The sequence below is a fragment of the Geodermatophilus sp. DSM 44513 genome (assembly GCF_032460525.1).
Lineage (GTDB): Bacteria > Actinomycetota > Actinomycetes > Mycobacteriales > Geodermatophilaceae > Geodermatophilus.
In genome coordinates this window covers 3957807-3984661 of the sequence record NZ_CP135963.1, presented here as the reverse complement: position 1 = coordinate 3984661, position 26855 = coordinate 3957807, and the positions used below count along the sequence as shown (strand labels likewise).

General features: G+C 75.2%; 23 protein-coding genes. 11 read left to right on the top strand and 12 right to left on the bottom strand.

Annotation, left to right across the window (positions count from 1 at the left end; translation table 11 throughout):
* Window positions 1–23: 23 nt before the first annotated feature.
* A complete protein-coding gene (locus RTG05_RS19305; protein WP_166526463.1) occupies window positions 24–1817 on the bottom strand; it encodes an acyl-CoA dehydrogenase in 1794 nt (597 codons plus the stop codon).
* Between the two features lie 110 nt (window positions 1818–1927).
* Between RTG05_RS19305 and RTG05_RS19300 the strand changes: the two genes are divergently transcribed.
* Together RTG05_RS19300 and RTG05_RS19295 are read left to right on the top strand one after the other, a co-directional pair.
* Window positions 1928–2380, top strand: a complete 453-nt coding sequence (locus RTG05_RS19300; RefSeq protein WP_166526462.1) for a hypothetical protein — start codon at window positions 1928–1930, stop codon at window positions 2378–2380.
* Window positions 2377–3552: a zinc-dependent alcohol dehydrogenase gene (locus RTG05_RS19295; RefSeq protein ID WP_166526461.1), complete on the top strand. Its 1176-nt coding sequence runs from the start codon at window positions 2377–2379 to the stop codon at window positions 3550–3552. Before RTG05_RS19300 ends, RTG05_RS19295 begins: the two co-directional genes overlap by 4 nt.
* A gap of 214 nt (window positions 3553–3766) precedes the next feature.
* Here RTG05_RS19295 and RTG05_RS19290 read toward each other — a convergent pair whose 3' ends face one another.
* Both RTG05_RS19290 and RTG05_RS19285 read right to left on the bottom strand, forming a co-directional pair.
* Entirely contained in the window at window positions 3767–5536 is a 1770-nt protein-coding gene (locus RTG05_RS19290; RefSeq protein ID WP_166526460.1) for an MDR family MFS transporter, read from the bottom strand.
* Window positions 5533–6057 (bottom strand): MarR family winged helix-turn-helix transcriptional regulator, encoded by a 525-nt coding sequence (locus RTG05_RS19285; RefSeq protein ID WP_166526459.1) that lies wholly within the window; start codon window positions 6055–6057, stop codon window positions 5533–5535. The genes RTG05_RS19290 and RTG05_RS19285 overlap by 4 nt, the downstream gene beginning before the upstream one ends.
* A 181-nt stretch (window positions 6058–6238) precedes the next feature.
* Between RTG05_RS19285 and hrpA the strand changes: the two genes are divergently transcribed.
* Window positions 6239–10183 (top strand): ATP-dependent RNA helicase HrpA, encoded by a 3945-nt coding sequence (gene hrpA / locus RTG05_RS19280; RefSeq protein WP_166526458.1) that lies wholly within the window; start codon window positions 6239–6241, stop codon window positions 10181–10183.
* A 134-nt stretch (window positions 10184–10317) separates the two neighbouring features.
* Here hrpA and RTG05_RS19275 read toward each other — a convergent pair whose 3' ends face one another.
* Window positions 10318–10680 (bottom strand): hypothetical protein, encoded by a 363-nt coding sequence (locus tag RTG05_RS19275; protein WP_166526457.1) that lies wholly within the window; start codon window positions 10678–10680, stop codon window positions 10318–10320.
* Between the two features lie 222 nt (window positions 10681–10902).
* On the opposite strand from RTG05_RS19275, the gene RTG05_RS19270 reads away from it, so the two are divergent.
* The 5 genes from RTG05_RS19270 (at window position 10903) to RTG05_RS19250 (ending at window position 15305) form a co-directional block, all read left to right on the top strand.
* Window positions 10903–11343 carry an ATP-binding protein gene (locus RTG05_RS19270; protein WP_166526456.1) on the top strand — a complete coding sequence of 147 codons (441 nt, stop codon included), beginning with the start codon at window positions 10903–10905 and terminating at the stop codon, window positions 11341–11343.
* A complete protein-coding gene (locus tag RTG05_RS19265) occupies window positions 11340–11516 on the top strand; it encodes a hypothetical protein (RefSeq protein ID WP_166526455.1) in 177 nt (58 codons plus the stop codon). The genes RTG05_RS19270 and RTG05_RS19265 overlap by 4 nt, the downstream gene beginning before the upstream one ends.
* A gap of 117 nt (window positions 11517–11633) precedes the next feature.
* Window positions 11634–13910, top strand: coding sequence for a xanthine dehydrogenase family protein molybdopterin-binding subunit (locus RTG05_RS19260; RefSeq protein ID WP_166526454.1), 2277 nt, complete (start codon window positions 11634–11636; stop codon window positions 13908–13910).
* Window positions 13910–14413 carry a (2Fe-2S)-binding protein gene (locus RTG05_RS19255; protein ID WP_166526453.1) on the top strand — a complete coding sequence of 168 codons (504 nt, stop codon included), beginning with the start codon at window positions 13910–13912 and terminating at the stop codon, window positions 14411–14413. The genes RTG05_RS19260 and RTG05_RS19255 overlap by 1 nt, the downstream gene beginning before the upstream one ends.
* 79 nt (window positions 14414–14492) lie before the next feature.
* Window positions 14493–15305, top strand: coding sequence for an FAD binding domain-containing protein (locus RTG05_RS19250; protein ID WP_166526452.1), 813 nt, complete (start codon window positions 14493–14495; stop codon window positions 15303–15305).
* A 3-nt stretch (window positions 15306–15308) separates the two neighbouring features.
* Here the strand turns inward: RTG05_RS19250 and RTG05_RS19245 are convergent, their stop codons facing one another.
* The 7 genes from RTG05_RS19245 to RTG05_RS19215 form a co-directional block, all read right to left on the bottom strand.
* Complete coding sequence (locus RTG05_RS19245) at window positions 15309–16613, bottom strand: sulfate adenylyltransferase subunit 1 (protein ID WP_166526451.1); 1305 nt, start codon at window positions 16611–16613, stop codon at window positions 15309–15311.
* Window positions 16613–17521, bottom strand: a complete 909-nt coding sequence (gene cysD, locus RTG05_RS19240; RefSeq protein WP_166526450.1) for a sulfate adenylyltransferase subunit CysD — start codon at window positions 17519–17521, stop codon at window positions 16613–16615. The genes RTG05_RS19245 and cysD overlap by 1 nt, the downstream gene beginning before the upstream one ends.
* 98 nt (window positions 17522–17619) lie before the next feature.
* Complete coding sequence (locus tag RTG05_RS19235) at window positions 17620–18369, bottom strand: inositol monophosphatase family protein (RefSeq protein WP_166526449.1); 750 nt, start codon at window positions 18367–18369, stop codon at window positions 17620–17622.
* Window positions 18366–19049, bottom strand: a complete 684-nt coding sequence (locus RTG05_RS19230; RefSeq protein ID WP_166526448.1) for a PaaI family thioesterase — start codon at window positions 19047–19049, stop codon at window positions 18366–18368. The genes RTG05_RS19235 and RTG05_RS19230 overlap by 4 nt, the downstream gene beginning before the upstream one ends.
* Before the next feature lie 30 nt (window positions 19050–19079).
* A complete protein-coding gene (locus tag RTG05_RS19225; RefSeq protein ID WP_315912055.1) occupies window positions 19080–20717 on the bottom strand; it encodes a sensor histidine kinase in 1638 nt (545 codons plus the stop codon).
* 74 nt (window positions 20718–20791) lie between these two features.
* A complete protein-coding gene (locus RTG05_RS19220; RefSeq protein ID WP_166526447.1) occupies window positions 20792–21514 on the bottom strand; it encodes a response regulator transcription factor in 723 nt (240 codons plus the stop codon).
* A 109-nt stretch (window positions 21515–21623) separates the two neighbouring features.
* Window positions 21624–22397 (bottom strand): siderophore-interacting protein, encoded by a 774-nt coding sequence (locus tag RTG05_RS19215; protein ID WP_166526446.1) that lies wholly within the window; start codon window positions 22395–22397, stop codon window positions 21624–21626.
* Between the two features lie 281 nt (window positions 22398–22678).
* On the opposite strand from RTG05_RS19215, the gene RTG05_RS19210 reads away from it, so the two are divergent.
* Together RTG05_RS19210 and RTG05_RS19205 are read left to right on the top strand one after the other, a co-directional pair.
* Window positions 22679–22888, top strand: coding sequence for a hypervirulence associated TUDOR domain-containing protein (locus RTG05_RS19210; RefSeq protein ID WP_166526445.1), 210 nt, complete (start codon window positions 22679–22681; stop codon window positions 22886–22888).
* Between the two features lie 40 nt (window positions 22889–22928).
* A complete protein-coding gene (locus tag RTG05_RS19205; RefSeq protein WP_166526444.1) occupies window positions 22929–23357 on the top strand; it encodes a DUF2795 domain-containing protein in 429 nt (142 codons plus the stop codon).
* A gap of 90 nt (window positions 23358–23447) precedes the next feature.
* Here RTG05_RS19205 and RTG05_RS19200 read toward each other — a convergent pair whose 3' ends face one another.
* Window positions 23448–24542 (bottom strand): methyl-accepting chemotaxis protein, encoded by a 1095-nt coding sequence (locus RTG05_RS19200; protein ID WP_166526443.1) that lies wholly within the window; start codon window positions 24540–24542, stop codon window positions 23448–23450.
* 178 nt (window positions 24543–24720) lie between these two features.
* On the opposite strand from RTG05_RS19200, the gene RTG05_RS19195 reads away from it, so the two are divergent.
* Window positions 24721–26841, top strand: coding sequence for an LCP family protein (locus RTG05_RS19195; RefSeq protein ID WP_166526442.1), 2121 nt, complete (start codon window positions 24721–24723; stop codon window positions 26839–26841).
* Window positions 26842–26855: the final 14 nt, after the last annotated feature.

The window sequence follows — 26855 nt, the reverse complement described above, 5'->3', positions numbered from 1 at the left end:
CCCCTGGAGGGTGGCCGGCCCGGCTACAGCCAGGTCTGGTCGGTGTCCAGGACGGTGCGGTCCAGCGACTCGAGCAGGTCGAACTGGGCCCGGGTGCGGGGCAGCTCCCACCGCCAGAAGTAGCGGGCCGCGGCGCGCTTGCCCTCGTGGAAGGCCTCCGTCGAGCCCTCGCACGCCAGCGCCTGTTCTAGCCACAGCCAGGCGACGACGACGTGGCCGGCGGCCTCCAGGTAGACGCTGGCGTTGGCCAGCGCCAGGTCCGGGTCGCCCGGGCCCCACAGCGTCGCGGTCACCGAGCCCAGCCGGGCGACCGCGGCGTCCAGGTCCGCGGCGAAGCCGGCCCAGTCCGTGCCGGCGGCCCGTGCCGTCGTCGCGGTGACCGTCTCCCCGAGCAGTCGCAGGCCGGCGCCGCCCTGCGCGACGACCTTGCGGCCGAGCAGGTCCAGGGCCTGGATGCCGTTGGTGCCCTCGTGGATCGGGTTGAGCCGGTTGTCCCGGTAGAACTGCTCGACCGGGTAGTCGCGGGTGTAGCCGTAGCCGCCGTGCACCTGGATCGCCAGGTCGTCGGCGACCGGGCCCCACTGGGAGGGCCAGGCCTTGGCGATCGGGGTGAGGGTGTCCAGCAGCAGGTGGGCGCGGGCGCGGTCGGCCTCGGTCTCGGCGGTCTGCTCCTCGTCGACCAGCCGGGCGCAGTACAGGCCCAGGGCCAGCCCGCCCTCGGCGTAGGACTTCGCGGCCAGCAGCATCCGCCGCACGTCGGCGTGCTCGACGATCGGCGCCGAGGGTGTGGAGGGGTCCTTGCCGCCGGCCCGGCGTCCCTGGGTGCGGGTGCGGGCGTACTCCAGCGCGTGCAGGTAGCCGGTGTAGCCGAGCACGGTCGCGCCCATGCCGACGCCGATCCGCGCCTCGTTCATCATGTGGAACATGTAGGACAGCCCCCGGTGCGGCTCGCCCACCAGGTACCCGACCGCGCCCGGCGCGCCGCCCGGCGTGTGCACGCCCTCGCCGAAGTTCAGCAGCGTGTTCGTCGTCCCCCGGTAGCCCATCTTGTGGTTCAGGCCGGCCAGGACGACGTCGTTGCGCTCGCCGAGCGAGCCGTCCTCGCGGACGAGCACCTTGGGCACGATGAACAGCGAGATGCCCTTCACCCCGGGCGGGCCGCCGGGGATCTTGGCCAGCACCAGGTGGACGATGTTCTCGGTCAGCTCGTGGTCGCCGCCGGAGATCCACATCTTGTTGCCGAACAGCCGGTACGTGCCGTCGTCCTGCGGGACGGCCTTCGTGGTGATGTCGGCCAGCGAGGACCCGGCCTGCGGCTCCGACAGCGCCATCGTGCCGAACCAGCGGCCCTCGATCTCCGGGCGCACGTAGGTGTCGATCTGCTCGCGGCTGCCGTGGGCGAGCAGCAGCCGGGCGTTGCCCATGGTGAGGAACGGGTAGGCCGACGTGCCGACGTTGGCCGCCTTGAACCAGGCGAACACCGCCTGGCCGACGACGTGCGGCAGCTGCAGCCCGCCGTACTCCTCGTCGAACTCCCCGGCCATCAGCCCGGCCTCGACGAACACGTCCAGCGCCGCCTTGACCTCGGGGATCATCTCGACCCGGCCGTCGACCATGCGCGGCTCGTTCTCGTCGGCGGTGCGGTTGTGCGGCGCGAAGTGCTCGGTGGCGATCTGCTCGGCCAGGTCGAGCACCGCGTCGAAGGTCTCCCGGGAGTGCTCGGCGTAGCGCGGCCGCTTCACCAGGCCCTCCACGTCCAGCCACTCGTGCAGCAGGAAGTCCAGGTCGCGGCGGGACAGGATCAACGACGAGCGCACGACGTGCCTCCGGGGACGGCGGTGGGCGGACGGCTCCGGTCACAGTAGGCCGGTTGCCGGCGGGGAGGAGCGGGGTAGGGGCGGGCGACAGACCCCCTGGAGGCCCCTCGATGGCGAACTCGCTGCTCTCCCGCGCCGCCGACGCCGGCGGCGCGCTGCTCGGCCGGCTGCAGAGCGTCCGGCTGCCCGGCGTGGGCACCGCGTCGGCGAAGGACGACCCGGCCGCCGCCGCCCGGCGGTGGCGCGCGGTCACCGTGCTGGCCGACCCGGGCCGGCTGGCCGAGCTGCCCGCGCCGCTGGCCGTGCTCGGCGACCGGGTGGAGACCCGGGTGACCCCCGCGCCCGGTGACAAGGGCACCGAGCTGGCGGCTCGCTACCCGGGGGGCGCCTCCGACGAGGAGGTCGGCCGGCTGCGGCAGGCGCTGCGCGAGGCCAAGCAGCTGGTCGAGGTGGGCGAGGTGCTGCGGATGGACCCGCGCCCGCACGGCGAGCGCGTGCCGACCCCCGGCGGCCGGCTGCTGGACGGCGCGGTGGCGGCGTCGCGCAGGGAGGGCGTGCTGTGAGGGCGGTGACCTGGACGGGCATCAACCAGCTGTCGGTGGTGGACGTGCCCGAGCCGACGCTGCTCAACGACCACGACGTGATCCTGAAGGTCACCCGCACCACCACCTGCGGCTCGGACCTGCACCTGCTGTCGGGCTACATCCCGTTCATGCGCGCCGGTGACGTCATCGGCCACGAGTTCATGGGCGAGGTCGTGGAGGTCGGCAAGGGGGTCCGCGGACGTACGGTGGGCGACCGGGTCGTCGTCGCCTCGTTCGTGTCCTGCGGCGCCTGCTGGTACTGCCGCCAGGAGCTGTTCTCGCTGTGCGACAACAGCAACCCGAACCCCGGCATCACCGAGGGGCTGTGGGGCCAGGCCATCGGCGGCTGCCTGGGCTACTCGCACGCCGTCGGCGGCTACGCCGGCAGCCACGCGGAGTACATCCGGGTGCCCTACGCCGACGTGGGCAGCTTCGTCGTCCCGGACGGCGTCAGCGACGACCGGGCGCTGTTCGCCTCCGACGCCGCCTCGACCGCGTTCACCGGCGTCGACCTCGCCGGGGTGCAGCCGGGCGACACCGTCGCCGTGTGGGGGGCCGGCGCGGTCGGGCAGATGGCCGCCCGCATCTCGACGCTGGTCGGCGCGGAGCGGGTGTTCGTCGTCGACCGCTTCCCCGAGCGGCTGGCGCAGGCCCGCACGCACGCGGGTGCGGAGACGATCGACTACTCGACCACCGACGTCGCCGCGGAGCTGCGCGAGCTCACCGGCGGCCGCGGTCCGGACGTGTGCATCGAGGCCGTCGGCATGGAGGCGCACAGCCCGGGCCCGCAGGGCGTCTACGACCAGGTCAAGCAGCAGCTGCGGTTGCAGACCGACCGGCCGTCCGCGGTCCGCGAGGCGGTCATGGCCTGCCGCAAGGGGGGCAGCGTGTTCACCCTCGGCGTCTTCGCCGCGATGGTGGACAAGTTCCCGCTCGGCGCGGTGATGAACAAGGGCCTCACCCTGCGCGGCGCGCAGGTGCACGGGCCGCGCTACATCCCGCGGCTGCTGGAGTGGATGGAGCGCGGTGAGCTGGTCACCGAGCACCTGGCCACGCACGTGATGCCGCTGGAGGAGGCCCCGCGCGGGTACGAGCTGTTCAAGGAGAAGGCCGACGGCTGCGTGCGCGCGGTGTTCACCCCGCACGGCTGATCCTCCGGATCGCACCGCGGCCAGGTGTCCGGAAGGACCTCGGTGCCCCCCACGCCTCGCAAGCTCGACGCGGGCCCCTGCACCGAGGCCGATCGCTGAGCCGAGCCCTCCCGTCGCGCCTGCGCGGACCCCTCCGGGGCCTACTCAGCACGACACGGCAGTGGCCCCCTCCCGTGCGGGGAGGGGGCCACTGCCGTGCCGGGGACCGGTCGGGTCAGTGGGTCGCGGCGTCGCCGGGGCGGCCGGCCGGGGGCGCGGTGGACGTCGGGGCCGCGGCGCCGACCGCCTGGCGCACCTGCTCCTCGGGGTCCTCGGCCTCCGGGGCGCCGGCGGTCTGCTCGTCGGCCTCCCGCGCCGCCTGGATGCCGGACTTGTCCGACAGCTCCAGCTGCGGCAGGAAGAGGAACACCAGGAACCCGACCGCCGCGGCACCCGCGGCGATCAGGAACACCAGGTCGATCGAGTCGGAGAAACCGACCTTGAACGGCAGCGCCAGGAACTCGGGCAGCTCCTGGATGAACGAGGTGTCCGACAGGGCCGCCCCGGCCGGCAGCTGACCATCCTCCGCGGCCTGGGCCACCCGCGGGTCCGTGGCGGCCGCCGTGGCGACGGACTCCTCGATCTCCACCGGCAGCCGGCTGAACAGCACCGAGAGCAGCGCGGCGGTGCCGACCGTGGCGCCCATCTGGCGGAAGAAGGTCACCGAGGAGGTGGCCACGCCCATCTCCCGCGGGGGGACGGCGTTCTGCACGGCGAGCACGGCGGGCTGGAAGTTGAAGCCGAGCCCGATGCCGAGCGCGACCATGAACGGCACGAGCGTCCAGACCGAGGTCTCCGCGCCGACGACGAAGGACAGCGACAGCAGCGCCCCGGTCATCAGCGTGGTGCCGAGCAGCGGGAAGACGCGGTACCGGCCGGTCCGGGAGATGGTGAGGCCCGAGCTCATCGCGCCGATCATGATGCCGAGGACCAGCGGGATCATCTGCAGCCCGGCGACGGTGGCGCTGGAGCCCTGGACGATCTGCAGGTACTGGGGGAGCAGCAGCAGGCCACCGAACATCGCCGCGCCCACGACCACGCTGCCCATCGTGGCGACGGTGAAGCTGCGGTTGCGGAACAACCGCAGCGGCAGCAGCGCCTCCGCGCCGTAGGCCCGCTCGATCGTCACGAACAGCACGAGGCCGACGGCGCCGACGGCGTAGCAGAGCAGCGCGCGCCCCGACGCCCAGCCCCACAGCCGGCCCTGCTCGGCGATGACCAGCAGCGGCACCACGAAGGTGACCAGCGCCAGCGCACCGGGCCAGTCGACGCGGTGCTCGCGGCGCTGGTGCGGCAGGTGCAGCACCCGGTAGACGGCGGCGAAGGCCAGCGCACCGAGCGGCACGTTGACCAGGAAGATCCACCGCCAGCCGTCCAGGCCGAACAGGGAGCCCTGGCCGGCGAAGAACCCGCCGATGACCGGGCCCAGCACGCTGGACATGCCGAAGACGGCCATGAAGTAGCCCTGGTACCGGGAGCGCTGCCGCGGCGGCACGATGTCGCCGATGATCGCCAGCGCCAGGGACATCAGCCCGCCGGCGCCGATGCCCTGCACCGCCCGGTAGGCGGCCAGCTGGTACATCGAGTCGGCCAGGCCGCACAGCACCGAGCCGACGACGAACACGGCGATGGCGAACAGGTAGAACGGCCGGCGCCCGTAGATGTCGGACAGCTTCCCGTACAGCGGGGTGGAGATCGTCGAGGTGATGAGGAAGGCCGTGGTCGCCCAGACCTGCAGGTCGTAGCCCTGCAGGTCGTCGGCGATGGTGCGGATCGCCGTGGACACGATGGTCTGGTCGAGGGCCGCGAGGAACATCGCGACCATCAGCCCGGCGACGATCGTGAGGATCTGCCGGTGGCTGAAGACGCCGTCCTCGTCGGGTCGGCGGGCCCCGGCCGCGGCGTCCTCCCGGCCGACCTCGGGGGTGCTGGTGCTGTGGCTCATGGCTTCTCTCTGGGGGACGCGGGGACGGGCGCGGTGTGCTGGTCGGTGGGGAGGGCGGCGGTGAGGTCGTCGAGCAGGCGACCGAACAGGCGGGCCAGGGTGCTCAGGTCCGCGGCCGTCCAGCCGGCGGTGGCGCGGGCCAGGTGCGCCTCGCGCTCGGCGCGGACCTGCGCCATGGCCCGCCGGCCGGCGTCGGTGACGACCAGCCGGCTGGCCCGGCCGTCGGTCTCGTCGGCGACCCGGCGGACCAGGCCCTGCTCGATGAGCGCCGCCACGTGCCGGCTGACCGTGGAGGGGTCGGCGTGCACCAGCTCGGCGAGCGCGCCCTGGCGCAGCGGCCCCACCCGCTCGAGCGGGAACAGCAGCGTCAGGGCCGCACGGTCGCGCCCGTCGGCGGTCCGGCTGCTCTTGAGCGCGTGCACCAGCCGGATGAAGCGCGGCAGCTGCTCGCCGAGGGTGTGCAGGTCGGTGAGCCGGTCGTCACCCGGCGCGGCGGGGCCCGGCACGGCGGAGGACGGCACGGGCGCTCCAAGGGACGGCGGGACGGGAACACGTGCAGCCTACAACCGGTTGCAGCAGTCAAGCAACGAGTTGCACGGTGCACGCATGTGGGCCGCGGCACGTCCGCCGTCCTGCCGCCGGTGCGATCCTGGGAGGCGCACCGACCGGCCGGCCCCGGCCGCCCCCTGCCGAGGAGACCCCGTGAGCACCCCGCCCGACGACCTGCGCGCGCGGCTGGCCGGACTCACCCTCGAGGACGCGCACCGGCTCCGCCGCCGGCTCGACGGCACCCGCACCACCCGGGACGTGCAGGCACGGGCCGGGCAGCGGGCGCGCATCGCCGCCGACGTCGCCGCAGCCGAGGAGCGGATCGCCCGGCGTCGGGCCGCCGTCCCCGTGCTGCGCTACCCCGCCGACCTGCCGGTCAGCGCCCGGCGCGACGACATCGCCGCCGCGCTCCGCGACGCCCAGGTGGTCGTGGTCGCCGGTGAGACCGGCTCGGGCAAGACCACCCAGCTGCCCAAGATCGCCCTCGAGCTCGGCCGCGGGGTGCGGGGCCGGATCGGGCACACCCAGCCGCGGCGGATCGCCGCCCGCACCGTCGCGGAGCGGATCGCCGAGGAGCTGGACACGCCGCTGGGCGACGTCGTCGGGTGGAAGGTGCGCTTCACCGACCAGGTGTCGGACACCACGCTGGTCAAGGTCATGACCGACGGCGTGCTGCTCGCCGAGATCGGCCGCGACCGGCTGCTGCGCCAGTACGACACGCTGATCATCGACGAGGCGCACGAGCGCAGCCTCAACATCGACTTCCTGCTCGGCTACCTGGCCCAGCTGCTGCCGCGGCGCCCCGACCTCAAGGTGGTCATCACCTCGGCGACGATCGACGTCGACCGGGTGGCCAAGCACTTCGGCAACGCCCCGGTCGTGGAGGTCAGCGGCCGCACGTACCCGGTGGAGGTCCGCTACCGGCCGGTGGTGGACCCGGACGACCCGGACTCCGACCCGGACCGCGACCAGGTCACCGCCATCGCCGACGCCGTCGACGAGCTGGCCGCCGAGGGGCCGGGCGACGTCCTGGTGTTCCTCGCCGGCGAGCGGGAGATCCGCGACACCGCCGATGTCCTGACCGAGCGCTTCCCGTCGGTCGAGGTGCTGCCGCTCTACTCCCGCCTCTCGGCCGCTGACCAGCACCGGGTGTTCGCCCGGCACACCGGGCGGCGCGTGGTGCTGGCCACCAACGTCGCCGAGACCTCGCTGACCGTGCCGGGCATCCGCTACGTCGTCGACCCCGGCACCGCGCGCATCTCCCGGTACAGCTCCCGGCTCAAGGTGCAGCGGCTGCCGATCGAGCCGGTCAGCCAGGCCTCGGCCCGGCAGCGCTCCGGCCGCTGCGGGCGCACCTCCGACGGCATCGCGATCCGGCTCTACAGCGAGGAGGACTTCGACGGCCGGCCGGAGTACACCGACCCGGAGATCCTGCGCACCAACCTCGCCTCGGTGCTGCTGCAGATGGCCGCCCTCGACCTGGGCGACGTCGCGGACTTCCCGTTCATCGACCCGCCGGACCGCCGCGCGGTGGCCGACGGCGTGGCCCTGCTCGAGGAGCTCGGCGCCCTGGACGGGGCCGGCGCGCTGACCCCCACCGGTCGGGCGCTGGCCGCCCTGCCGCTGGACCCGCGGATGGCCCGCATGGTGGTCGAGGCCGACCGGCGCGGCGTGCTGGAGGAGGTGCTGGTCATCGCCGCCGGGCTGACCATCCAGGACCCCCGCGAGCGCCCCACCGACCACCAGCAGGCCGCCGACGAGATGCACGCCCGCTTCGCCCACGAGCACTCCGACTTCCTGGCGCTGCTCGACCTGTGGCGGTACCTGGGCGATCAGCAGGAGGCGCTGTCCGGCAGCGCCTTCCGCCGCACGCTCAAGCGGGAGTTCCTGCACTACCTGCGCATCCGCGAGTGGCAGGACCTGCACGGCCAGCTGCGCAGCACCGCCCGCCGGCTCGGCATGACCACCGGTGAGCCCGCCGCCGAGCCCGACGAGCGCGGCATCCACACCGCCCTGCTGGCCGGGCTGCTGTCCCACGTCGGCGTCCAGCTGGACGACGGGAAGGGCCAACACCGCGACAGAGGCCCGCGAGGGCGCGGTGGGCGGGAGTACCTCGGGGCGCGCAACGCCCGCTTCGTCATCGCCCCGGGCACCCCGCTGGCGAAGAAGCCGCCGCGCTGGGTGGTCGCCGCCGAGCTGGTCGAGACCAGCCGGCTGTTCGCCCGCACCGTCGCCCGCGTCGACCCCGAGACCGTCGAGCGGCTGGCCGGCCACCTGGTCCACCGGCAGCACTCCGAGCCGCGCTGGGACGCCAAGCGAGGCTCCGTCGTCGCCACCGAGCGGGTCACCCTCTACGGCATCCCGCTGGTCGTCGACCGGCGCGTGCAGTACGGCTCGATCGACCCGGTCGTGTCCCGGGAGCTGTTCATCCGGCACGCCCTGGTGCAGGGGGAGTGGACGACGCACCACCGCTTCTGGCACGACAACACCGAGGCGCTGCGCCGCGTTGCCGAGCTGGAGGAGCGGGCTCGCCGCCGCGACATCCGGGTGGACGACGAGACGCTGTTCGAGCTCTACGACGCCCGCGTCCCCGCCGACGTCGTCTCCACCCGGCACTTCGACCGGTGGTGGAAGTCCGCCCGCCGGCAGACCCCGGACCTGCTGACCTTCACCCCGGCGCTGCTGACCGACGCGGCGGCGGCCGGGCAGGTGGACCCGGCGGACTTCCCCGACGAGGTGCCGCTGACGCAGGGCCTGACCCTGCCGCTGTCCTACGCGTTCGCCCCGGGCACCCCGGCCGACGGCGTCACCGTCGACGTCCCGCTGGCGGTGCTGGACGCCGTCGCCGAGCAGACCTCCGGGGAGTCCCTGGCCTTCACCGTCCCGGGGCTGCGCGCGGAGCTGGTCACCGCACTGCTGCGCACCCTGCCCAAGCAGCTGCGCCGCACGCTGGTCCCCATCCCCGACCGGGTGCGCGAGGTGCTGCCGCACGTCGCGCCGACCGAGCCGCTGCTGCCGGCCCTGGAGCGCGAGCTGCGCCGCGCCGCCGGCGTCGTCGTCCCGCCGGACGCCTGGGCGCCGGACCAGGTGCCCGACCACCTGCGGGCGACCTTCCGGGTCGTCGGCGAGGACGCCCGGGTGCTCGCGTCGGGCAAGGACCTCCCCGCGCTGCGCCGCCAGGTCGCCCCGCAGGCCCGCGCCAGCCTGGCCGCTGCCGCCTCCGACCTGGAGCGCACCGGCCAGACCGCCTGGACGTTCGGCACGCTGCCGCGCACCGTCGACGTGCGCCGCGGCGGTCACGTGGTCACCGCGTACCCCGCCCTGGTCGACGAGGGGACGACGGTCGGCGTCCGCGTGGTCGCCACCGAGGCGGAGGCGACCCGGCTGACCTGGCGCGGGGCCCGCCGGCTGCTCGTGCTCGTCGCCGGCTCACCGACCCGCCCGGTGGTCAAGGGCCTGTCGCCGCGGACCCGGCTGGCCCTGCAGTTCAACCCGGACGGCGAGATCCCCGCGCTGGTCGACGACTGCGTGGACGCCGTCGCCGACGAGCTGGTCGCCGCCGCCGGCGGGCCACCGCGGGACGAGGCCGCGTTCACCGCGCTGGTGCAGACCGCCAGGGCCCAGCTGCTGCCGCTGACCACCGACACGGTGCGGCGGGTCGAGGCGGTGCTCGTGCAGGCGCGCGAGGTCGCCGTCGCGATCGGCGCGGCACCGGGACGACGGGTGCCCGAGGCGGCGGTCGCCGACCTGCGCCGGCAGATGGGCGGGCTGCTGCACCGCGGGTTCGTCGCCACGGCCGGACGCCGCCGCCTGCCCGACCTGGTCCGTTACCTCCGGGGGATGGCCCACCGGCTGGAGAAGCTGCCGGCCAACGCGGCGCGCGACGCGCTGTGGACGCAGCAGGTCGCCGCGGTGACCGCCGAGTACGAGGACCTGCGCGCGCGGGTCCCGTCGACCGGGGCGCCCGACGACCCGGTCGCCCGGGTGCGGTGGATGGTCGAGGAGCTGCGGGTCAGCCTGTTCGCGCAGGCCGTGGGCACCCCGCGGCCGGTGTCGGAGCAGCGGGTCCACAAGGCGATCGACGCGCTGCTGACCTGATAGAGGACCCCCGTGCCCCGTGGCCCCCTCGCAGCCGAAGGACCCCGTCCTCCCCACCCCTCGCTCCGCTCGGGGCGGTGCCCTGGACGAGGCCGGCGAGTTGGCGAGCGGAGGGGGGCGAGGGGGTCCTCCTCTCAGCTGCGGGCGCGGGCCCGTTCGCGCAGCAGGGCGGAGATCCGCTGCCGGGTGACGCCGAACATCGCGGCGATCCGGTTGATGCTGACCTGCTCGGCGGCCAGGGCGTGGGCCTGCTCGCGCCGCCAGGCCCCGCCGGCGCTGGCCAGGGCGGCCATCACCGTGCTGATCTGCTCGACCACCAGCGGGCGGGACTCCGCCGTCACGATGTCCAGCCAGGCCCGGCCGGTCAGGCGCTCCTCGAGCAGCTTCTCGGCGCGCTCGCGGGCGCCACCCAGCTCGACCATGCAGGTGTCGAGCACGGTCATGAGCTCGCGGAGTGCCCGGACCGCCGGGTCCTGCTCGTCGGTGTCGCTCGTCACGGGCCCTCCGCTCGGGACATTGGGTGGAGTCAATACAGTTGCCCACTATCCATACCTGGAGGGCTGGGCGCAAGACCCCGTGACGTGCAACGGCTCGCGCGAGGCAACAGGTGTTGCACGCAGCCATCCCACTGACAGCGTTGTGCCCGGCGGGGTGGTGTCACGCGCAGTAGCAGTCGGCTGCACCGCGGCTCGCACACCTGGGCAGGGAGACCGGCGTCCATGCTCGTGGCCTCCGTCGACCTGCACCCGGTCACCGCCAGCGTCCCGGTCGCCCGGCATCTGGTGCGCGACCTGCTGCGCGACTGGTCGGCACCGCACGACGCCGAGGACGCCGCCCTGCTGGTCACCGAGCTGGTGGCCGACGTCGTCGACCACGTCGCCGGCGAGGCCTCCTCCACCCTGCAGGTCACGCTGGCCGAGCGGTGGCTGCGGATCTCCGCCGCCGACGGTTCCGCGCTGCGACCCGTCGTCCGGGACCTGCACGTCTCCGCCGACCGCGGCCGCGGCATGCGGCTGGTCGAGGCCGTCGCGGACCGGTGGGGCGTCGAGGAGCACGGCGACGGCACGTGCGTGTGGTTCGAGCTGGCCGCCCCGGGGTTTGCCGACGACGACCCGCGGGGACCGGCGGGGGAGCGATCCACCGAGGAGGAGACGGCATGAGCGAGCCGGACGGCACCACCTACAGCGCGGGCGAGGGTCTCTCGGACGAGGAGATGGTGCAGACCGTCGCCGGGCAGACCGACAGCATCTCCGAGCACGCCGACGCGGCGGGCAAGGACTGGGACGGCGACGCCAGCCAGGCCCCCGACCCCAACGCGGACGCCGCGGGCTGAGCACCCCGCCACCGACGCCGCACCGACGACGGCGTCGGTGCGATGGCGGGTCGGTGGCGGACCGGCGCCCCGTGCGGGAGGGTGACAGGGGTCACCCACCCGACGGAAGGTGAGCGCATGAGCATCCTCGGTACGCGCGTGGTCCGCACCGAAGACCCGCTGTTCCTCACCCGGGGTGCGACCTACACCGAGGACCTGACCGACGAGCGGCTGACCGGGGCCCTGCACGCGACCTTCGTGCGGTCCACCGTCGCCCACGGCCGGCTGCTGTCGGTCGACGGGTCGGCAGCGCTGGAGGCGCCCGGCGTGGTGGCGGTGGTGACCGCGCAGGACGTCGGTGACCTGGAGCCCCTGCCACCGCCCTTCCCCTTCGTCAACGCGGCGATGACCCGGCCCTGGCTGGCGTCGGACCGGGTGCGCTTCGTCGGCGACCCCGTCGCCGTCGTCCTCACCGAGCAGCCGTACCAGGGCGAGGACGCCGCGGAGCTGGTCGTCGTCGACGTCGAGCCGCTGCCCGCGGTGGTGGGCACGGCCGCGTCGGCGTCCGACGAGGTGCTGCTGTTCCCGGAGGCCGGGACCAACGTGATGGCCTCCTTCGGTGAGCCCGCGCCGGCGGACCTCTTCGACGGCTGCGAGGTCGTCGTCACCCAGCCGATGGTCAACCAGCGGGTGGCACCGGTACCGCTGGAGACCCGTGCCGCCGCCGCGGTGTGGAGCGAGGACGGCCGGCTCACCGCCTGGTGCACCAACCAGGGCGCCCAGCAGGCCCGCGGGCAGTACGGCGACTGGCTGGGGATGGACCCCGACCTGATCCGGCTGATCACCCCGGACGTCGGCGGTGGCTTCGGCGCCAAGATCGGCGCGGACCCGGAGTACGTGTTCGTCGCCTGGCTGGCCCGCCACGTCGGCCGGCCGGTCCGCTGGTCGGAGAGCCGCTCGGAGAACATGATCGGGATGCTGCACGGCCGGGCCCAGGACCAGGTGGTCACCATCGGCGGACGCCGGGACGGCACGATCGAGGCCTACAGCCTGGTGGCCGACCAGGACTGCGGTGCCTACCCCCGGATCGGCACGGTGCTGCCCACCCTGACCATGCTGATGGCCCCCGGGGTGTACGGCTTCCCGCGCGTGCACGCCCAGGCCCGCGCGCTGGCCACCACCACGACCCCCATCGGCGCCTACCGCGGCGCCGGCCGGCCGGAGGCGACGGCGGCACTGGAGCGGGCGGTCGACCTGTTCGCCGCCGAGATCGGCATGGACCCCGCCGACGTGCGCCGCCGGAACCTGCTGCCGGCGTTCGGCGAGCCACACACCACGCCGACGGGCGCCGTCTACGACAACGGCGACTACACCGCCGCCCTGGACGCGGCGCTGGAGGCGGCGGGCTACGCCGAGCTGCGCGCCGAGCAGGCCCGCCGCCGGGAGCGGGGGGACGTCCGGCAGCTGGGCATCGGGATGTCGGTGTACGTGGAGATCACCGGGGCCGACAACGGCGCCGGCACCGGCGAGAACGCCGCCCTGGAGGTCCACCCGGACGGCACGGCCACGGTGCTCACCGGCACCTCGCCGCACGGCCAGGGCCACGCCACCGCCTGGGCGATGATCGCCAGCGACCAGCTCGGCATCCCGGTGGAGCGGATCACCGTCGTGCACGGTGACACCGACCTGGTGCCGCAGGGCGGCGGCACGATGGGCTCGCGCAGCCTGCAGCAGGGCGGTGCGGCGGTGCACCAGGCGGCCGACGAGCTGGTCGAGCTGGCCAGGCAGCGCGCCGCGGAGAAGCTGGAGGTCGCGCCCGAGGACCTCGTCGTGGACCTGCGCCTGGCCGGGCTCGCCGTCCGCGGCACGCCGGGGACGGGGGTCACCTTCGCGGAGCTGGCCGCCGACGAGCAGCTCCTGGTGCGCACCAGGTTCACCGCGGGCGGCCCGACGTTCCCCTTCGGCGCCCACGTGGTCGTGGTCGAGGTGGACGTCGAGTCGGGCAAGGCCGAGGTCGTGCGGCTGATCGCGGTCGACGACGCGGGCACGATCCTCAACCCGCTGCTCGCCGAGGGGCAGCGGCACGGTGGCTACGCCCAGGGCGTCGCCCAGGCGCTGCTGGAGGAGGTGCTCTACGACGAGGACGGCAACCCGACGACCTCCACGCTGGCCGACTACCCGTTCGTCTCCGCCACCGAGCTGCCCAGCTTCGAGCTGGTGGAGATGGCCACCCCCACCCCGATGAACCCGCTCGGCGCGAAGGGCGTCGGCGAGGCCGGCACGATCGGCGCCACCCCGGCGGTGCAGAACGCGGTCATCGACGCGGTCGCCCACCTCGGCGTACGGCACATCGACATGCCCACCACCCCGATGCGGGTGTTCCGGGCCGTCCAGCAGGCCCAGGGAGGCAACTGATGCAGGTCTCGATCACGGTGAACGGGCAGGAGCGCACCGACGAGGTGGAACCCCGCCTACTGCTGGCGCACTACCTGCGGGACGTGCGGGGGTTCAAGGCCACGAACGTCGGCTGCGACACCACCTCCTGCGGCGCGTGCACGGTCATCGTCGACGGGCTGACGGTGAAGAGCTGCACGGTGCTCGCGGCGCAGACCGACGGCGGCCAGGTGACCACCCTGGAGGGGCTGGCCGGGCCGGACGGCGAGATGCACCCGGTGCAGGCGGCCTTCCGCGCCGAGCACGGTCTGCAGTGCGGGTTCTGCACCCCCGGCATGGTCATGGCGGCGGTCGGCGTGCTCGCCGACAACCCCGACCCGACCGACCGGGAGGTCCGCGAGGGTCTGGAGGGCAACCTCTGCCGGTGCACCGGTTACCACAACATCGTGCGGGCGGTGCTGGCCGCCGCCGAGGCCGGTCCCGCGGCCGGCCGCGTGCCGCAGGCGCAGGAGGTCGAGGCGTGACGACCGAGCTGGCGAGGTCGTCCATCGGCGCAGCCCGGCCCGGGATCACGCGAACGACGAGCGCCAGCGAGGAGCGAGGATGATCCCGGCGCCGTTCGACTACGTGCGGGTGCGGTCGGTCGAGGAGGCCGTGGCCGCGCTCACCGAGCACGGCGAGGACGCCAAGCTGCTCGCCGGCGGGCACTCGCTGCTGCCGGTCATGAAGCTGCGGCTGGCCGTCCCCACCGTGCTGATCGACATCAGCGGCATCCGCGACCTGTCCTACGTCCGCGTCGAGGGCGAGGAGGTGGCCATCGGCGCGGGCACCCGGCACTCCGAGCTGCAGCAGTCCGCGGTCGCCGACGCCGAGGTGCCGCTGCTGTCGCACACGGCCGGTCGGGTGGGCGACCCGCAGGTGCGCCACCGCGGCACCCTGGGCGGCACCGTGGCGCACAGCGACCCGGCGTCGGACCTGCCCACCGCGCTGCTCGCGCTCGGTGGCACCGTCGTCGTCCAGGGGCCCGGTGGACGGCGCGAGGTGCCGGTCACCGAGTTCTGGACCGGCTTCTTCGAGACGGCGCTGTCACCGGACGAGGTCGTCGTCGAGGTGCGGGTGCCGCGGATGGCCGGCGTCGGCTGGGGCTACGAGAAGTTCACCCGCCGGGAGAACGACTGGCCGATCGTGTCGGCGGCCGCGGTGCAGGGCCGTGTCGCGCTGGCAAACATGGCCGGCTCGGTGGTGCGGGCGACGGCGACGGAGGAGGCGCTCGCCGGGGGCGCGTCCATCGCCGAGGCCGCCGCGCTGGCCGACCAGGGGACCTCCCCGACGGCGGACATGCACGCCGACCAGGAGTACCGCCGCCACCTCGCCCGCCTGCTCACCCGCCGCGCCCTGGAGAAGGCCGCCGCCTGACGGTCAGCCGGCGGGGGTGAGCATCCCGGCGCCGACGGTGGCGTTGGTGGCCTCGTCGACCAGGATGAACCGCCCGGTGACCCGGTTGCGGGTGTAGTCGTCGACGAACAGCGGCTGGGTGGCGCGCAGCCGCACCCGGCCGATGTCGTTGAGACCCAGTTCGGGCGCCTCGCGGTCGCGGTGCAGGGTGTTCACGTCCAGCCGGTAGGCCAGCTCCTTGACCACGGCGCGCACCGAGCGGGTGGTGTGCTTGACCGCGATCCGCTGGCGCGGCCGCAGTGGCTCCTCGGCCATCCAGCAGACCAGGGCGTCGAGGTCCTGGGTCGCGGTCGGGGCGTTCTCCGGCTTGCCGATCAGGTCCCCGCGGGAGACGTCGAGGTCGTCGTCCAGCCGCAGAGTCACCGACATGGGGGCGAAGGCCTCCTCGACGGGGCCGCGGGGCCCGTCGATGCCGGCGATCCTCGTGGTCAGGCCGCTGGGCAGCACCTGGACGTCGTCGCCGACCCGGAAGACCCCGCTGGCGACCGTGCCGGCGTAGCCGCGGTAGTCGTGGTGCCCGTCGGTCTGCGGCCGGATGACGTACTGCACCGGGAAGCGGGCGTCGGTGAGGTTGCGGTCGCTGGCCACGTGCACGTGCTCGAGGTGGTGCAGCAGCGTCGGGCCCTCGTACCAGGGGGTGTTCGGCGAGTGCCGCACCACGTTGTCACCGTGCAGGGCGGAGATGGGGACGACGGTCAGGTCCGGGACGCTGAGCTTGGCGGCGAAGGCGTCGAACTCGTCGGCGATCCGGTCGAAGACCTCCTCCGACCAGTCGACCAGGTCCATCTTGTTGACCGCGACGACCAGGTGCGGCACCCGCAGCAGCGAGGCGAGGAAGGCGTGCCGGCGGCTCTGCTCGACCATGCCCCTGCGGGCGTCGACCAGCACGATGGCCAGGTCCGCGGTGGAGGCGCCGGTGACCATGTTGCGCGTGTACTGCACGTGGCCGGGGGTGTCGGCCAGCACGAACGTCCGTCGCGGGGTGGTGAAGTACCGGTAGGCGACGTCGATGGTGATGCCCTGCTCGCGCTCGGCGCGCAGGCCGTCGGTGAGCAGGGCGAGGTCGACGTGGTCGCCCTTGCTGGCCCGGGCCACCGCCTCGTACTGGTCCTCGAAGATCGCCTTGCTGTCGTACAGCAGCCGGCCGATCAGGGTGCTCTTGCCGTCGTCCACCGAGCCGGCGGTGGCGATCCGCACGATGTCCTTGCGGGCGCGGGCGAGCTCGGCGGCGTGCTCGGCGGCGGGGGAGTGGACGTCGACCGGACCCATCAGAAGTACCCCTCCTTCTTGCGGTCCTCCATGGCGGCGTCGCTGACCTTGTCGTCGCCGCGGGTGGCGCCGCGCTCGGTCATCCGGGTCACCGCGATCTCGGCGATGACGTCGGCGACCGTGGTGGCCTCCGACCGCACGGCGGCGGTCAGGTTGGCGTCGCCCACCGTCCGGTAGCGGACGGTCGCGCGGAACGACCGCTCGCCGTCCCGGGGACGGACGAACTCGTTGACCGCGTACAGCATCCCCTGGCGCTCGACGACCTCCCGCTCCTCGGCGAGGTACAGCGGGGGGATGGCGATGTCCTCGCGGAGGACGTACTGCCAGATGTCCAGCTCGGTCCAGTTGGACAGCGGGAACACCCGGATCGACTCGCCGAGGTGGATCCGGCCGTTGTACAGGTCCCACAGCTCGGGGCGCTGGTTCTTCGGGTCCCACTGGCCGAACTCGTCCCGGAAGGAGAACACCCGCTCCTTGGCCCGTGCCTTGTCCTCGTCGCGGCGGGCGCCGCCGAACAGCGCGGTGAAGCCGTGCTCCTCGACCGCGTCGAGCAGCACCGGGGTCTGGATGCGGTTGCGGGAGCCGTTGGGCTCCTCCCGCACCACCCCCCGCGCCATGGCGTCGGGCACCGAGGCCACGATCAGCTCGACACCGAGCTCGGCCGCCCGCTTGTCGCGGAACTCCAGCACGTCGGGGAAGTTCAGCCCGGTGTCGACGTGCAGGACCGGGAACGGGATGCGGGCCGGCGCGAACGCCTTGCGGGCCAGCTCCAGCATCACGATGGAGTCCTTGCCGCCGGAGAACAGCAGCACCGGGCGCTCGAGCTCCGCGGCCACCTCGCGGATGACGTGGATGGACTCGGCCTCCAGCGTCTCCAGTTGGGAGAGCCGGTAGTCAGGGGTCGTCACGCGAGGGGGCTCCGGGTGGTCTCGGGGGCGGGGTCCTGAACCAGCACCAACCGCACCGGTTCAGGGGGGATTCCCGGCCACCAGTCTCCGCCCTCCCCTCAGGACGACGGCGGTGACCCTGCTCGCACCGCCGCCAGCAGCCGGTCGGTCAGCTCCGGGCGGCACACCAGCAGGTCGGGCAGCGACGGGTCCGGGTCGTTGTAGACCAAGGGCGAGCCGTCCAGCCGCAGCGCGGTGAGCCCCGCCGCGCGGGCCACGGCCACCGGTGCCGCGGAGTCCCACTGGTACATGCCGCCGGCGTGCACGTACGCGTCGGCCTCCCCGCGGACGACGGCGGTCACCTTCCACCCGGCCGAGCCCATCGGCACCAGCTCCGCGTCCAGGGCCCCCGCCACGGCCGCGGCCACCGCGGGCGGCCGGGTGCGGCTGACCGCGATCCGCGGCCGGGGGCCGGCCGCCGGCGGCACCACCGGCGACGGGTCGGTGACGAGGACCTGGCCCAGCGCCGGCAGCGCGACCGCGGCCGCGGCTAGGTCGCCGGCCGCCCACAGCGCGACGTGCACCGCCCAGTCCGGGCGGCCGGCCTCGGCGTACTCGCGCGTGCCGTCCAGCGGGTCGACCACCCACACCCGGTCGGCGGCCAGCCGGCGGTCGTCGTCGGCGGCCTCCTCGCTGAAGACGACGTCGGCCGGACGGCGGTCGGCCAGCACCGCCGCGATCGCGGCCTGCGCGGCGGCGTCCCCGGCGTCCCCCAGCTCGCGGCCGGTGCGCCGGCCGTCGGCGCGCAGCGCGGTCAGGACCCCCGCGGCCGCGCGCGCCGCCTCGGCGGCGACCTCGACGTCGGTCACCGCCGCCCCGGCGGCGCGTACTGGCCCGACACGTCGGTGATGGCCCCGAAGTAGTCGGCCACCGACTCCGGGCGCGGGGTGACCCACTCGCCCCGGGCGTCCACCAGCGGGCGCTCCGGGTCCGCGGCCAGGGCGATCGTGCCGGTCGCCGTGGTGCGCCGGCCCCGACTGGCGACGACGCGGCCGCGCAGCACCAGCGGCGTCACCAGGGGAACCGGCCGGTGGTAGCCCAGCTCCAGCCGGACGGTCATGCCCCACAGCCCGGCCGCGAGCACCGACGAGCCGAGCAGCTGGTCCATCAGCAGGCTGCTGACCCCGCCGTGCACGAAGCCGGGCGGGCCCTCGTAGGCCGGGCCGAGCGTCACCTCGGCGACCAGCCCGCCGTCCTCCCGCCGGATGTCCAGCGGCGGGGCGAGCGCGCTGCCCACCCCGGTCACCGGGTTGTGCACCCGGCGGAAGACGGCCGGGTCGTCCAGTTCCGGCAGCTGCGTCACCGGGCGCTGCGCCGCGGCCAGCCGGGCGGTGACCGTGCGGGCGTCGGCGGCCGCGGCCCGCAGCTGCACGGCCGGCACGGTGCTGCGCACGGATGCGTCCACCAGCTCCCGCAGCGCCAAGCCGAGCTCGGTCACCGCGGCCATCAGGTCCGGGTCGTGGGGCTGCCCGCCCGCGTCGGAGTGCACCAGCGGACGGTAGCCGGACGCCTCGCCGGCTCAGGCCGTCGGGCCGTCCGCGACCGGGCGCACCGTCGTGCCCGGACCTGAGCGGGGCAGGCGGACGGTGAAGGCGGCACCCCGGCCCGGCGCGGTGTCCAGGTGCACCGTGCCGCCGTGCGCGGCCACCAGGGAGCTGACGATGGCCAGGCCCAGCCCGGTGCCGCCCGCCGTCCGGGCCCGGGAGGGGTCGGCGCGGTAGAACCGCTCGAACACCCGGGCGGCGTCCTCGGGGGCCATGCCCGGCCCACCGTCGGCCACCTGCAGCACGACCACCCCGCCGTCGTCGCCGTCGGACGGGGCGTCCGCCGGCGCGGGCTCGTCGGAGACGCGCACCGTGACCGGCGCGGTCGGCGGCGTGTGCACGAGGGCGTTGGTCACCAGGTTGCCGACGACCTGGCGCAGCCGGGCCTCGTCGCCCAGCACCACCGGCACCTCGCTGAGCCACTCGTCCAGGTGCAGGGCGATCGGCCGGTCGGGCTGCACGGCCCGCGCGTCGTGGACGGCGTCGCCGGCGACCTCGGCCAGGTCGACCGGGGTGATGGTCAGCGGGCGCTGCTGGTCCAGCCGGGCCAACTGCAGCAGGTCCTCGACCAGCACGCCCATCCGGGCGCCCTCGGACTCGATCCGCTGCATCAGCCGGGCGGTCTCCTCCGGGCTGCCCACCGCGCCCTGCCGGTAGAGCTCGGCGAAGCCGCGGATGGAGGTCAGCGGGGTGCGCAGCTCGTGGCTGGCGTCGGCGACGAACCGGCGCATCCGGGTCTCGGAGGCCCGGGCCTGCTCCTCGGAGGCCTGCTGGGCGCGGAAGGAGCGCTCGATCCGGGTGAGCATCCCGTTGAGCGCCAGCGACAGCCGGCCGACCTCGGTGCGCTCGTCACCGGCCGGCACCCGCTGGGACAGGTCCCCGGCGGCGATCGCGCGCGCCGTCCGCTCGACCTCGGTGAGCGGCCGCAGGCTGTTGCGGACCAGCACGTACGCGGCGCTGCCCAGCAGCAGCAGCACCACCAGGCCGACGACCACCTGCAGGGCCACCAGGCGGGCCAGCAGCCGGTCGTCGCTGTCCAGGTCGACGCCCGCGACCGCGGTCACGCCCCCGCCGACGTCCCGGCTCTCCAGCAACCACGTCGTCCCGTCCCGGCCCTCGACGATGACCGGCCGGCCGGTGCCGGCGACGAGTTCCCGGGCGTCCGCGCCGGTGACCGTCGGGGGCCCGCTGATCAGCTGCGGCGGCTGGGAGATCGGGATGGTGCGGTTGCTGCCGGGCGGCAGGCAGCCCACGTAGATGGTCCCGGGCGTGACGAAGCCCTGCCCCCGGCCCGGGTCCTGACAGCGGTCGACGAACCACGGGGCGCTGCCGTAGCCGACGAGGGCGGCGTCGATCTGGTCCCGGCGCTGGTCGCGCACGTAGTCCTCGAGGAAGGCACTGGTGAGCAGCCCGGTCAGCGTCAGCGCGAGGGCGACCAGACCGGTCAGCATCGCCACCAGGGCGATCCGCAGCGGCAGCCGCGACGCCCACGACCGGGCGGCCAGCACGCCGGTCCGCCGGGGTGGGTGACTGCCGTCGGAGCCCACCGGGCCGGCACCCACCGGGCGGGCACCGACCGCGCCCGGCGGTGCCGCTCCCGCGACCTCGGTCACCGTGCCCTCCTCACCAGCGCCGGCCGGGCGGGCGCCCGACCGTGCCGCCCCCGTGCGCGCCCCGGGGGGCGCGGTCACGAGCCCCGCGGCAACCTGAGGGTGTACCCCACGCCGCGGATGGTGTGCAGCAGTCGCGGCTCGGTGGTGTCGATCTTCCGGCGCAGGTAGGAGACGTAGGACTCCACGACGTTCGCGTCGCCGTTGAAGTCGTAGTTCCACACGTGGTCGAGGATCTGGGCCTTCGACAGCACCCGCCCGGCGTTGGCCATCAGGTAGCGCAGCAGCTTGAACTCCGTCGGCGAGAGGCTGACCACCTCGCCGGCCTTGACCACCTCGTGGGACTCCTCGTCCAGCTCGATGTCGGCGAAGGACAGCCGGGGGGCCTCCGCCGCGCGCTGCGGGCCGGTGCTGCGGCGCAGGACCGCCCGGATCCGGGCGAGCACCTCGTCGAGGCTGAACGGCTTGGTGACGTAGTCGTCGCCGCCCAGGGTCAGCCCGGACACCTTGTCCTCGGCGGCGTCGCGGGCGGTGAGGAACAGCACCGGCGTGTGCCGGCCGCTCTCCCGCAGCCGGCGGACGACACCGAAGCCGTCCAGCCCGGGCATCATCACGTCGAGCACGAGCAGGTCCGGCCGGAAGGACGCCGCCATCGCCAGGGCCTGCTGGCCGTCCGCGGCGGTGGCCACCTCGAAGCCGGCGTAGCGGAGGCTGGCCGAGAGCAGCTCGCGGATGTTGGGCTCGTCGTCCACCACGAGCAGCCGGGCCTCCGGTGCGGTGCCCCTGCTCGTGCTGCTCACAGCACCTCCAGCTTGACGCGCTGCCGTGGTCATGGGACGAGGGTGACGCCGGGTGCTGGGCCGGCACTGGGGGTTCCCTGTGAGGAACCTGGACGCCGGCCCCGGTGGTTCACCCCGCGGGTGACATCGCCCGGCCCCGGCGCCAGTACCCGATGGCGTGGTGCTGCGCCCGGCCCAGGCCCCACCGGCCGCGCAGGTCCGCGCGGATCGCGCGGACGGCGGCGGACTCGGCGGCCACCCAGGCGAACAGGTCCCCGCCCTCGGGCCGGTCGAGTGCCGCGACGGCGTCGACCAGCAGCGTGCCCTCCCCGGGCGGGGTGCCGTCGCGGTGCAGCCAGCGCACCTCGACGCCGTCCGGCGCCACCAGCGGCTGCTCCTCCGCGGCGTCGGCGACCTCCACGAGGGCGACCCCCCGGGTGGACGGCGGCGCCGCGGCCAGGATGCGGGCGACGGCCGGCAGCGCGGTCTCGTCGCCGGCGAGGAGCAGCCAGCCGGCCGGCCGGTCGCCGAGCGGGCCCCCGCCGGCGACGGCGAGCGTGGCCCCGGGGACGGCGGCACCGGCCCACGCCGCCGCCGGGCCGTCGCCGTGCAGCACGAAGTCGATCTCCACCTCCCCGCGATCGGCGTCCTGCCGGCGGGCGGTGTAGCTGCGCAGGCTGACCCCGTGCGCACCGGCCGGCCACACCACCCGCCCGTCGCGCTGCACCTCCGGCCAGCGCGGCGCCGGGTCGTCGACGCGCGGCACAAGCAGCGAGACGGTCGGGCCGGCCGCCGCGGCCGCCGCGGAGGTGCCGGAGAGCACGATGCGCCGCACCGAGGGGGTCACCCGGCTGACCCCGGTCACGGTGAGGACGTCGACCGGGCGGGTGGGGCTGTCAGGCATGGCGGGCACGAGCCTAGAACGGGCCGACCCGGCCGCCCCCGGGGGAATGGGGTCGACCGGGCCGGCGATCGCGGACGGATCAGTCACTCTCCGTGCTCGACCTCTCGCGTCCGAGCAGCGAAGACGGGTGACGTGGTCCCGTCGATCGGGACGCTACGTGACGAGAGCGCCCACGTCAGTGCCCTTCCGGGTGACCGGGCGCCACGGGTGGGTGATGTGTGTCCATCGCCCACTCCGGGCAGCAGAGGGGACCACGCAGCGCAACCTCGGGGAGGGCATCGATGGCCGACGACGTGAAGAAGGGCGACCACGTCAGCTGGAAGAGCCACGGCAGTGAGGTGGAGGGCACCGTCAAGCGCGAGATCACCTCCGAGACCGAGGCCGCCGGCCGCACCGTCAAGGCGAGCAAGGACGAGCCGCAGTACGAGGTCGAGAGCGACGAGAGCGGCAAGACCGCGGTGCACAAGCCCGGTGCCTTGCACGAGAAGTGAGCGGCGCACCCGTGACCACAGCACCGGCAGGAGGACGATCGTGAGCGAGACCGGAGACCAGTTCGCCGGGACGGCGGCCCGCAGCACCAAGCACAACCCCCGGGTGGACGAGGAGCTCGAGCACGAGGTCCAGGGGATGCTGAAGGGCCGGCACGCCACCCGCGCCGAGGAGTGGCGCGAGGTCGAGCCGCAGGCCGAGGGCGACCCGGACATCGACAGCGACCCCGAGGGCACCCTGATGGGCGGCACCCCGGAGGGCATGGACGCCGACGCGGTCGTGCGACGCGCCGAGCTGGCCCGCTGGCTGGTCCGGGCCGACTTCCCCAACGACGGGCCCGCCCTCGTCGAGGCGGCGCTGGACCACCGCGCACCGGACGCCGTCGTCGAGGAGCTGGGCCGGCTGCCGGAGGGGGAGACCTACGAGCGGATCGGTGACGTGGTCCGCGCGCTGGGCTACCCCACGGAGTAGGAGCCTGTCCTCCTCACGCCTCGCCCGCTCGGCGTGAGCCTCGGGACGCCGGCCACGGTCGGGAGCCGGACACCCGGCTCCCGACCGCCGTCAGGCCCCGGCCGCCTCGCGTCCGTCGTCCTCGGCGATCTCCTCCGCGCCGCGCCGGCGCAGCAGCCGGGAGCCGGGGAAGCCCTTCACCACGTGCCGCACGTCCTGCATGGTGTCGAGCAGGTCGTGCACGTCGGCGCCCACGGAGCCGAGCGAGGCCAGGATCGGCAGGACGTCATCGTCGAGGTGTGTCATGAGCTGCGGCAGCCGGTCGATGAAGCGCACCACCGCGTCTACCTCGGCCGGGTCGACGCTGGCCGCCAGCCGGCGCACTGCGGGTGCCAGGGCCAGCAGCGGCTCCCGGAACACCTCGACCAGCGGGTCGACCCGGTCCAGCAGCTCCCGGGCCCGGGCCACCGCGCCGTCGGTGCCGGCGATCGACGCGCCGGCCGCGGTGATCGCCTCGTCGGACCGTGTGATGGTGGCGCCCACAGCGGTGATGGCCTCGTCGGAGCGGGTGACGGTCCGCCCGACCGCGGTGATGGCCTCGTCCGAGCGGGTGACGGTCTGCCCGACCGCGGTGATGACCTCGTCGGAGCGCGCGACGGTCCGTCCGACCGCGGTGATGACCTCGTCGGACCGTGTCACGGTGGCGCCCACAGCCGTGATGGTCTCGTCGGAGCGCGCGATGGTGGCGCCCACGGCGGTGATGGCCTCGTCGGAGCGGGCGAGGGTCCGCCCGACCGCGGTGATGACCTCGTCGGAGCGCGCGATGGTGCCACCGACGGCCGCGATGGCGTCGTCGGCCTTCTGCTGGGTGGCGCCGACGGCGGCGATGGCGTCGTCGGCCCTCTGCTGGGTCGTCCCGACGGCGGTCACCGCGTCGTCGGCCCGCTGCCGGGTGACGTGCACCGCTGCGATCGCCTCGTCCGCCCGGGCCCGCGTGGCCTCGACCGCGGTGATCGCCGCGTCGGCCCGCTCTGCGATCCCCTCGAGCCGGTCGACGGCGGCCGTGACCCGGTCGAGCAGCGTCTCGGCTCCTCCCACGACGGCCGTCAGCCGGGGGAGCAGGGCCAGCGCCTGGTTCACACCGCCACGGAGGCCCTCGACCGCGGAGATCACATCGGACGGTCCGGGGACGAACGGGAGCCTCACCACGGGGACGCTAACGGACGGGGCCGAGGCGCCCGCCGGTGTCCGCGCGTCCGACCCGGGACGTGGCCCCCGCGCCCGTATCGTGGGTGACTGCCCGACTGCACAGCGGTACCCCCGCGCGCGAGCCGGGCGCAGCAGCGCCCGTGGGGCGGCGGTTCTATGACGGGGGTCGGCACGGGTGGGGGACGAACGCACGCGCGACGACGCGGTGAACCCGCGCGCCGCCGGGCGTACCCGCGGCCGGCGGCGGCCGGCGGTGCCCTCCCACGGCGCCGGTGACGGGGCGTCGACCCCCGGGCCGATCACCGTCGAGCAGCTGATCGCCCGCCAGGGCGGCGAGGTCGGCCGCCGGCGCGCCGCGCGCACCGGCGAGATCCCGCTGCCCCTCGTCCTGCCCGACCAGACCCCCGGGCGCCGGCGCGGCCTGCCCCCGGTGCCCGCCGAGGGGACGACCGGTACCGGGGACCGGCCGCGGCCGTCCGGGCGGGGTCCTGCCGAGGCCGGCCCCGCGGCCGGCGGGACACCCGCGGTGCGCCGCGGGCTGCCGCCGGTACCCAGCGGCGCGGCCGGCCCCGGGCCCGGGCTCCCGGGCACCCCGGCGGCCGCCCCGCCGTCTCCGTCGTCGCCGCCCGAGGTCGCCGGCCCACCCGCAGCGACCCTCAGCGGCCTGCCGCCGGTACCGCCCGCAGGCCGGCCCTCCGTGCCGCTGTTCCCGCCGCTGGAGACACGGGACGGCGTCCTCCCGTCCCGCCCCGTCGCCCCGCTCCCGCCCATCCCCGGCCGCGACGCCGCGCTGTCCGGGGCGACCAGGCTCGCCCCGCCCTCGCCGCGGGAGCGGCGGGCCGCCCGCCGGGCCGCCCGCAGCCCGGGCCGGCGCAGGCTGGTCCGCGCCGCGACCGCCCTGGCGGCCCTCGTCGCCGTCGTCGTCGTCTACCACCTCGGCCTCTACTTCGCCGTCGACCAGCGGATCGGGCGGGTCGACGCACTGACGCCGGACGGCCCGGAGGTGCTCGCCCCGGGCCTGCAGGAGCGGGCGAGCACCTACCTCGTCGTCGGCACGGGGTTGCCCGGTGCGGAGGGGCCGGCCTCGGTGGCCACCCTCCTGGCGCACGTCAGCCCCGGCGGCGAGCGCGCGGTGCTGGTCAGCATCCCGCCGACCACGCTCGTCGACACCCCCGCCTGCATCCGCCCGGACGGCCAGGTGCGCGAGGCCGCGACCGAGTCCTTCGCCGCCGCGTTGCTCGACGGCGGCCCGTCCTGCACGGTCCGCGTGGTGCAGCAGCTCTCCGGCCTGCAGGTCGACCACTACCTGGGCGTGGACCTGGCCCGGCTGCCCGGCATGGTCGACGCCCTCGGCGGCGTGGCGGTCTGCCTGCCCGCCGCCACCCCGGCCGTCACCGCCTCGGCGCAGCCGCTGCCCACCGGTCACAGCCGGCTGTCGGGGGAGGGCGCCACCGGCTACCTCGCCCCCGCGGACGCGGCCGCCGACCCGACCGGGGACGCCGTCGCCGAGCGCGCCCAGCTGCTGCTGACCTCCACCCTCCGGTCGGGCCTGTCCGCCGGCACCCTCGGCAACCCGATGACGCTCACCCGGTTCCTGGTCCGCGCCTCCGACGTCCTCACCCTCGACGAGGCGACCACCCTGGGCGACCTGCGGACCCTGGCCGGCACGCTCGGCGAGGTGTCGGGGGACGCCGTCCAGCGGACCGGCCTGCCGGTCGCCCAGGTCGGCTACGTGCCGGCCGGCAGCGAGCAGGCCCACGTCGTGCTCGACGCGGCCGCCACCCGATCCCTGTTCGACGCCGTGATCCAGGAGGGGCGGCTGCCTGCCGAGCTGCTCACCCCGGAGGCCGCTGACCCGGCCGTGGTCGCGGCCCCGGCGCCGGCGGCCGCCGAGCAGCCGGTGGCCCCGCCCGCCGAGGAGCTCCTGACCGCCGCGCCCACCGGGATCACCGTCGACGTGCTCAACGGCACCGCCACCGGCGGGCTGGCCGGCACCGTGGCCGACCAGCTGCGCGCGCAGGGCTTCACCGTCGGCCAGGTGGGCAACCAGCCCGGCGGGGTCGACGGGACCGTCGTCCGCTTCGGTGCCGACGCCCGGGAGCAGGCCCGCACGGTCGCCGCCGCCGTCCCCGGTGCGGTGCTGCAGCCCGGTGACGTGGCCGGTGTCCAGCTCGTCGTGGGCCCGGGCTTCCCCGGCGTCGTCCCGGTCGTCATCCCGCCGCCGGCACCGGAGCCGCCCCCCGTGGCCCCGGCCCCAGCGGCCGCCGAACCGGCCGCCGCCCCTGCCAGCTGCTGAGGTGACGGCAGGGG

What these genes read in the sequence shown, in the direction of transcription:
- RTG05_RS19300 (WP_166526462.1), top strand. Translation starts at nt 1,928, where the DNA reads ATGGCGAACTCGCTGCTCTCCCGCGCCGCCGACGCCGGCGGCGCGCTG.
- RTG05_RS19290 (WP_166526460.1), bottom strand. Translation starts at nt 5,536, where the DNA reads ATGAGCCACAGCACCAGCACCCCCGAGGTCGGCCGGGAGGACGCCGCG.
- RTG05_RS19270 (WP_166526456.1), top strand. Translation starts at nt 10,903, where the DNA reads ATGCTCGTGGCCTCCGTCGACCTGCACCCGGTCACCGCCAGCGTCCCG.
- RTG05_RS19265 (WP_166526455.1), top strand. Translation starts at nt 11,340, where the DNA reads ATGAGCGAGCCGGACGGCACCACCTACAGCGCGGGCGAGGGTCTCTCG.
- RTG05_RS19260 (WP_166526454.1), top strand. Translation starts at nt 11,634, where the DNA reads ATGAGCATCCTCGGTACGCGCGTGGTCCGCACCGAAGACCCGCTGTTC.
- RTG05_RS19255 (WP_166526453.1), top strand. Translation starts at nt 13,910, where the DNA reads ATGCAGGTCTCGATCACGGTGAACGGGCAGGAGCGCACCGACGAGGTG.
- RTG05_RS19250 (WP_166526452.1), top strand. Translation starts at nt 14,493, where the DNA reads ATGATCCCGGCGCCGTTCGACTACGTGCGGGTGCGGTCGGTCGAGGAG.
- RTG05_RS19245 (WP_166526451.1), bottom strand. Translation starts at nt 16,613, where the DNA reads ATGGGTCCGGTCGACGTCCACTCCCCCGCCGCCGAGCACGCCGCCGAG.
- RTG05_RS19215 (WP_166526446.1), bottom strand. Translation starts at nt 22,397, where the DNA reads ATGCCTGACAGCCCCACCCGCCCGGTCGACGTCCTCACCGTGACCGGG.
- RTG05_RS19210 (WP_166526445.1), top strand. Translation starts at nt 22,679, where the DNA reads ATGGCCGACGACGTGAAGAAGGGCGACCACGTCAGCTGGAAGAGCCAC.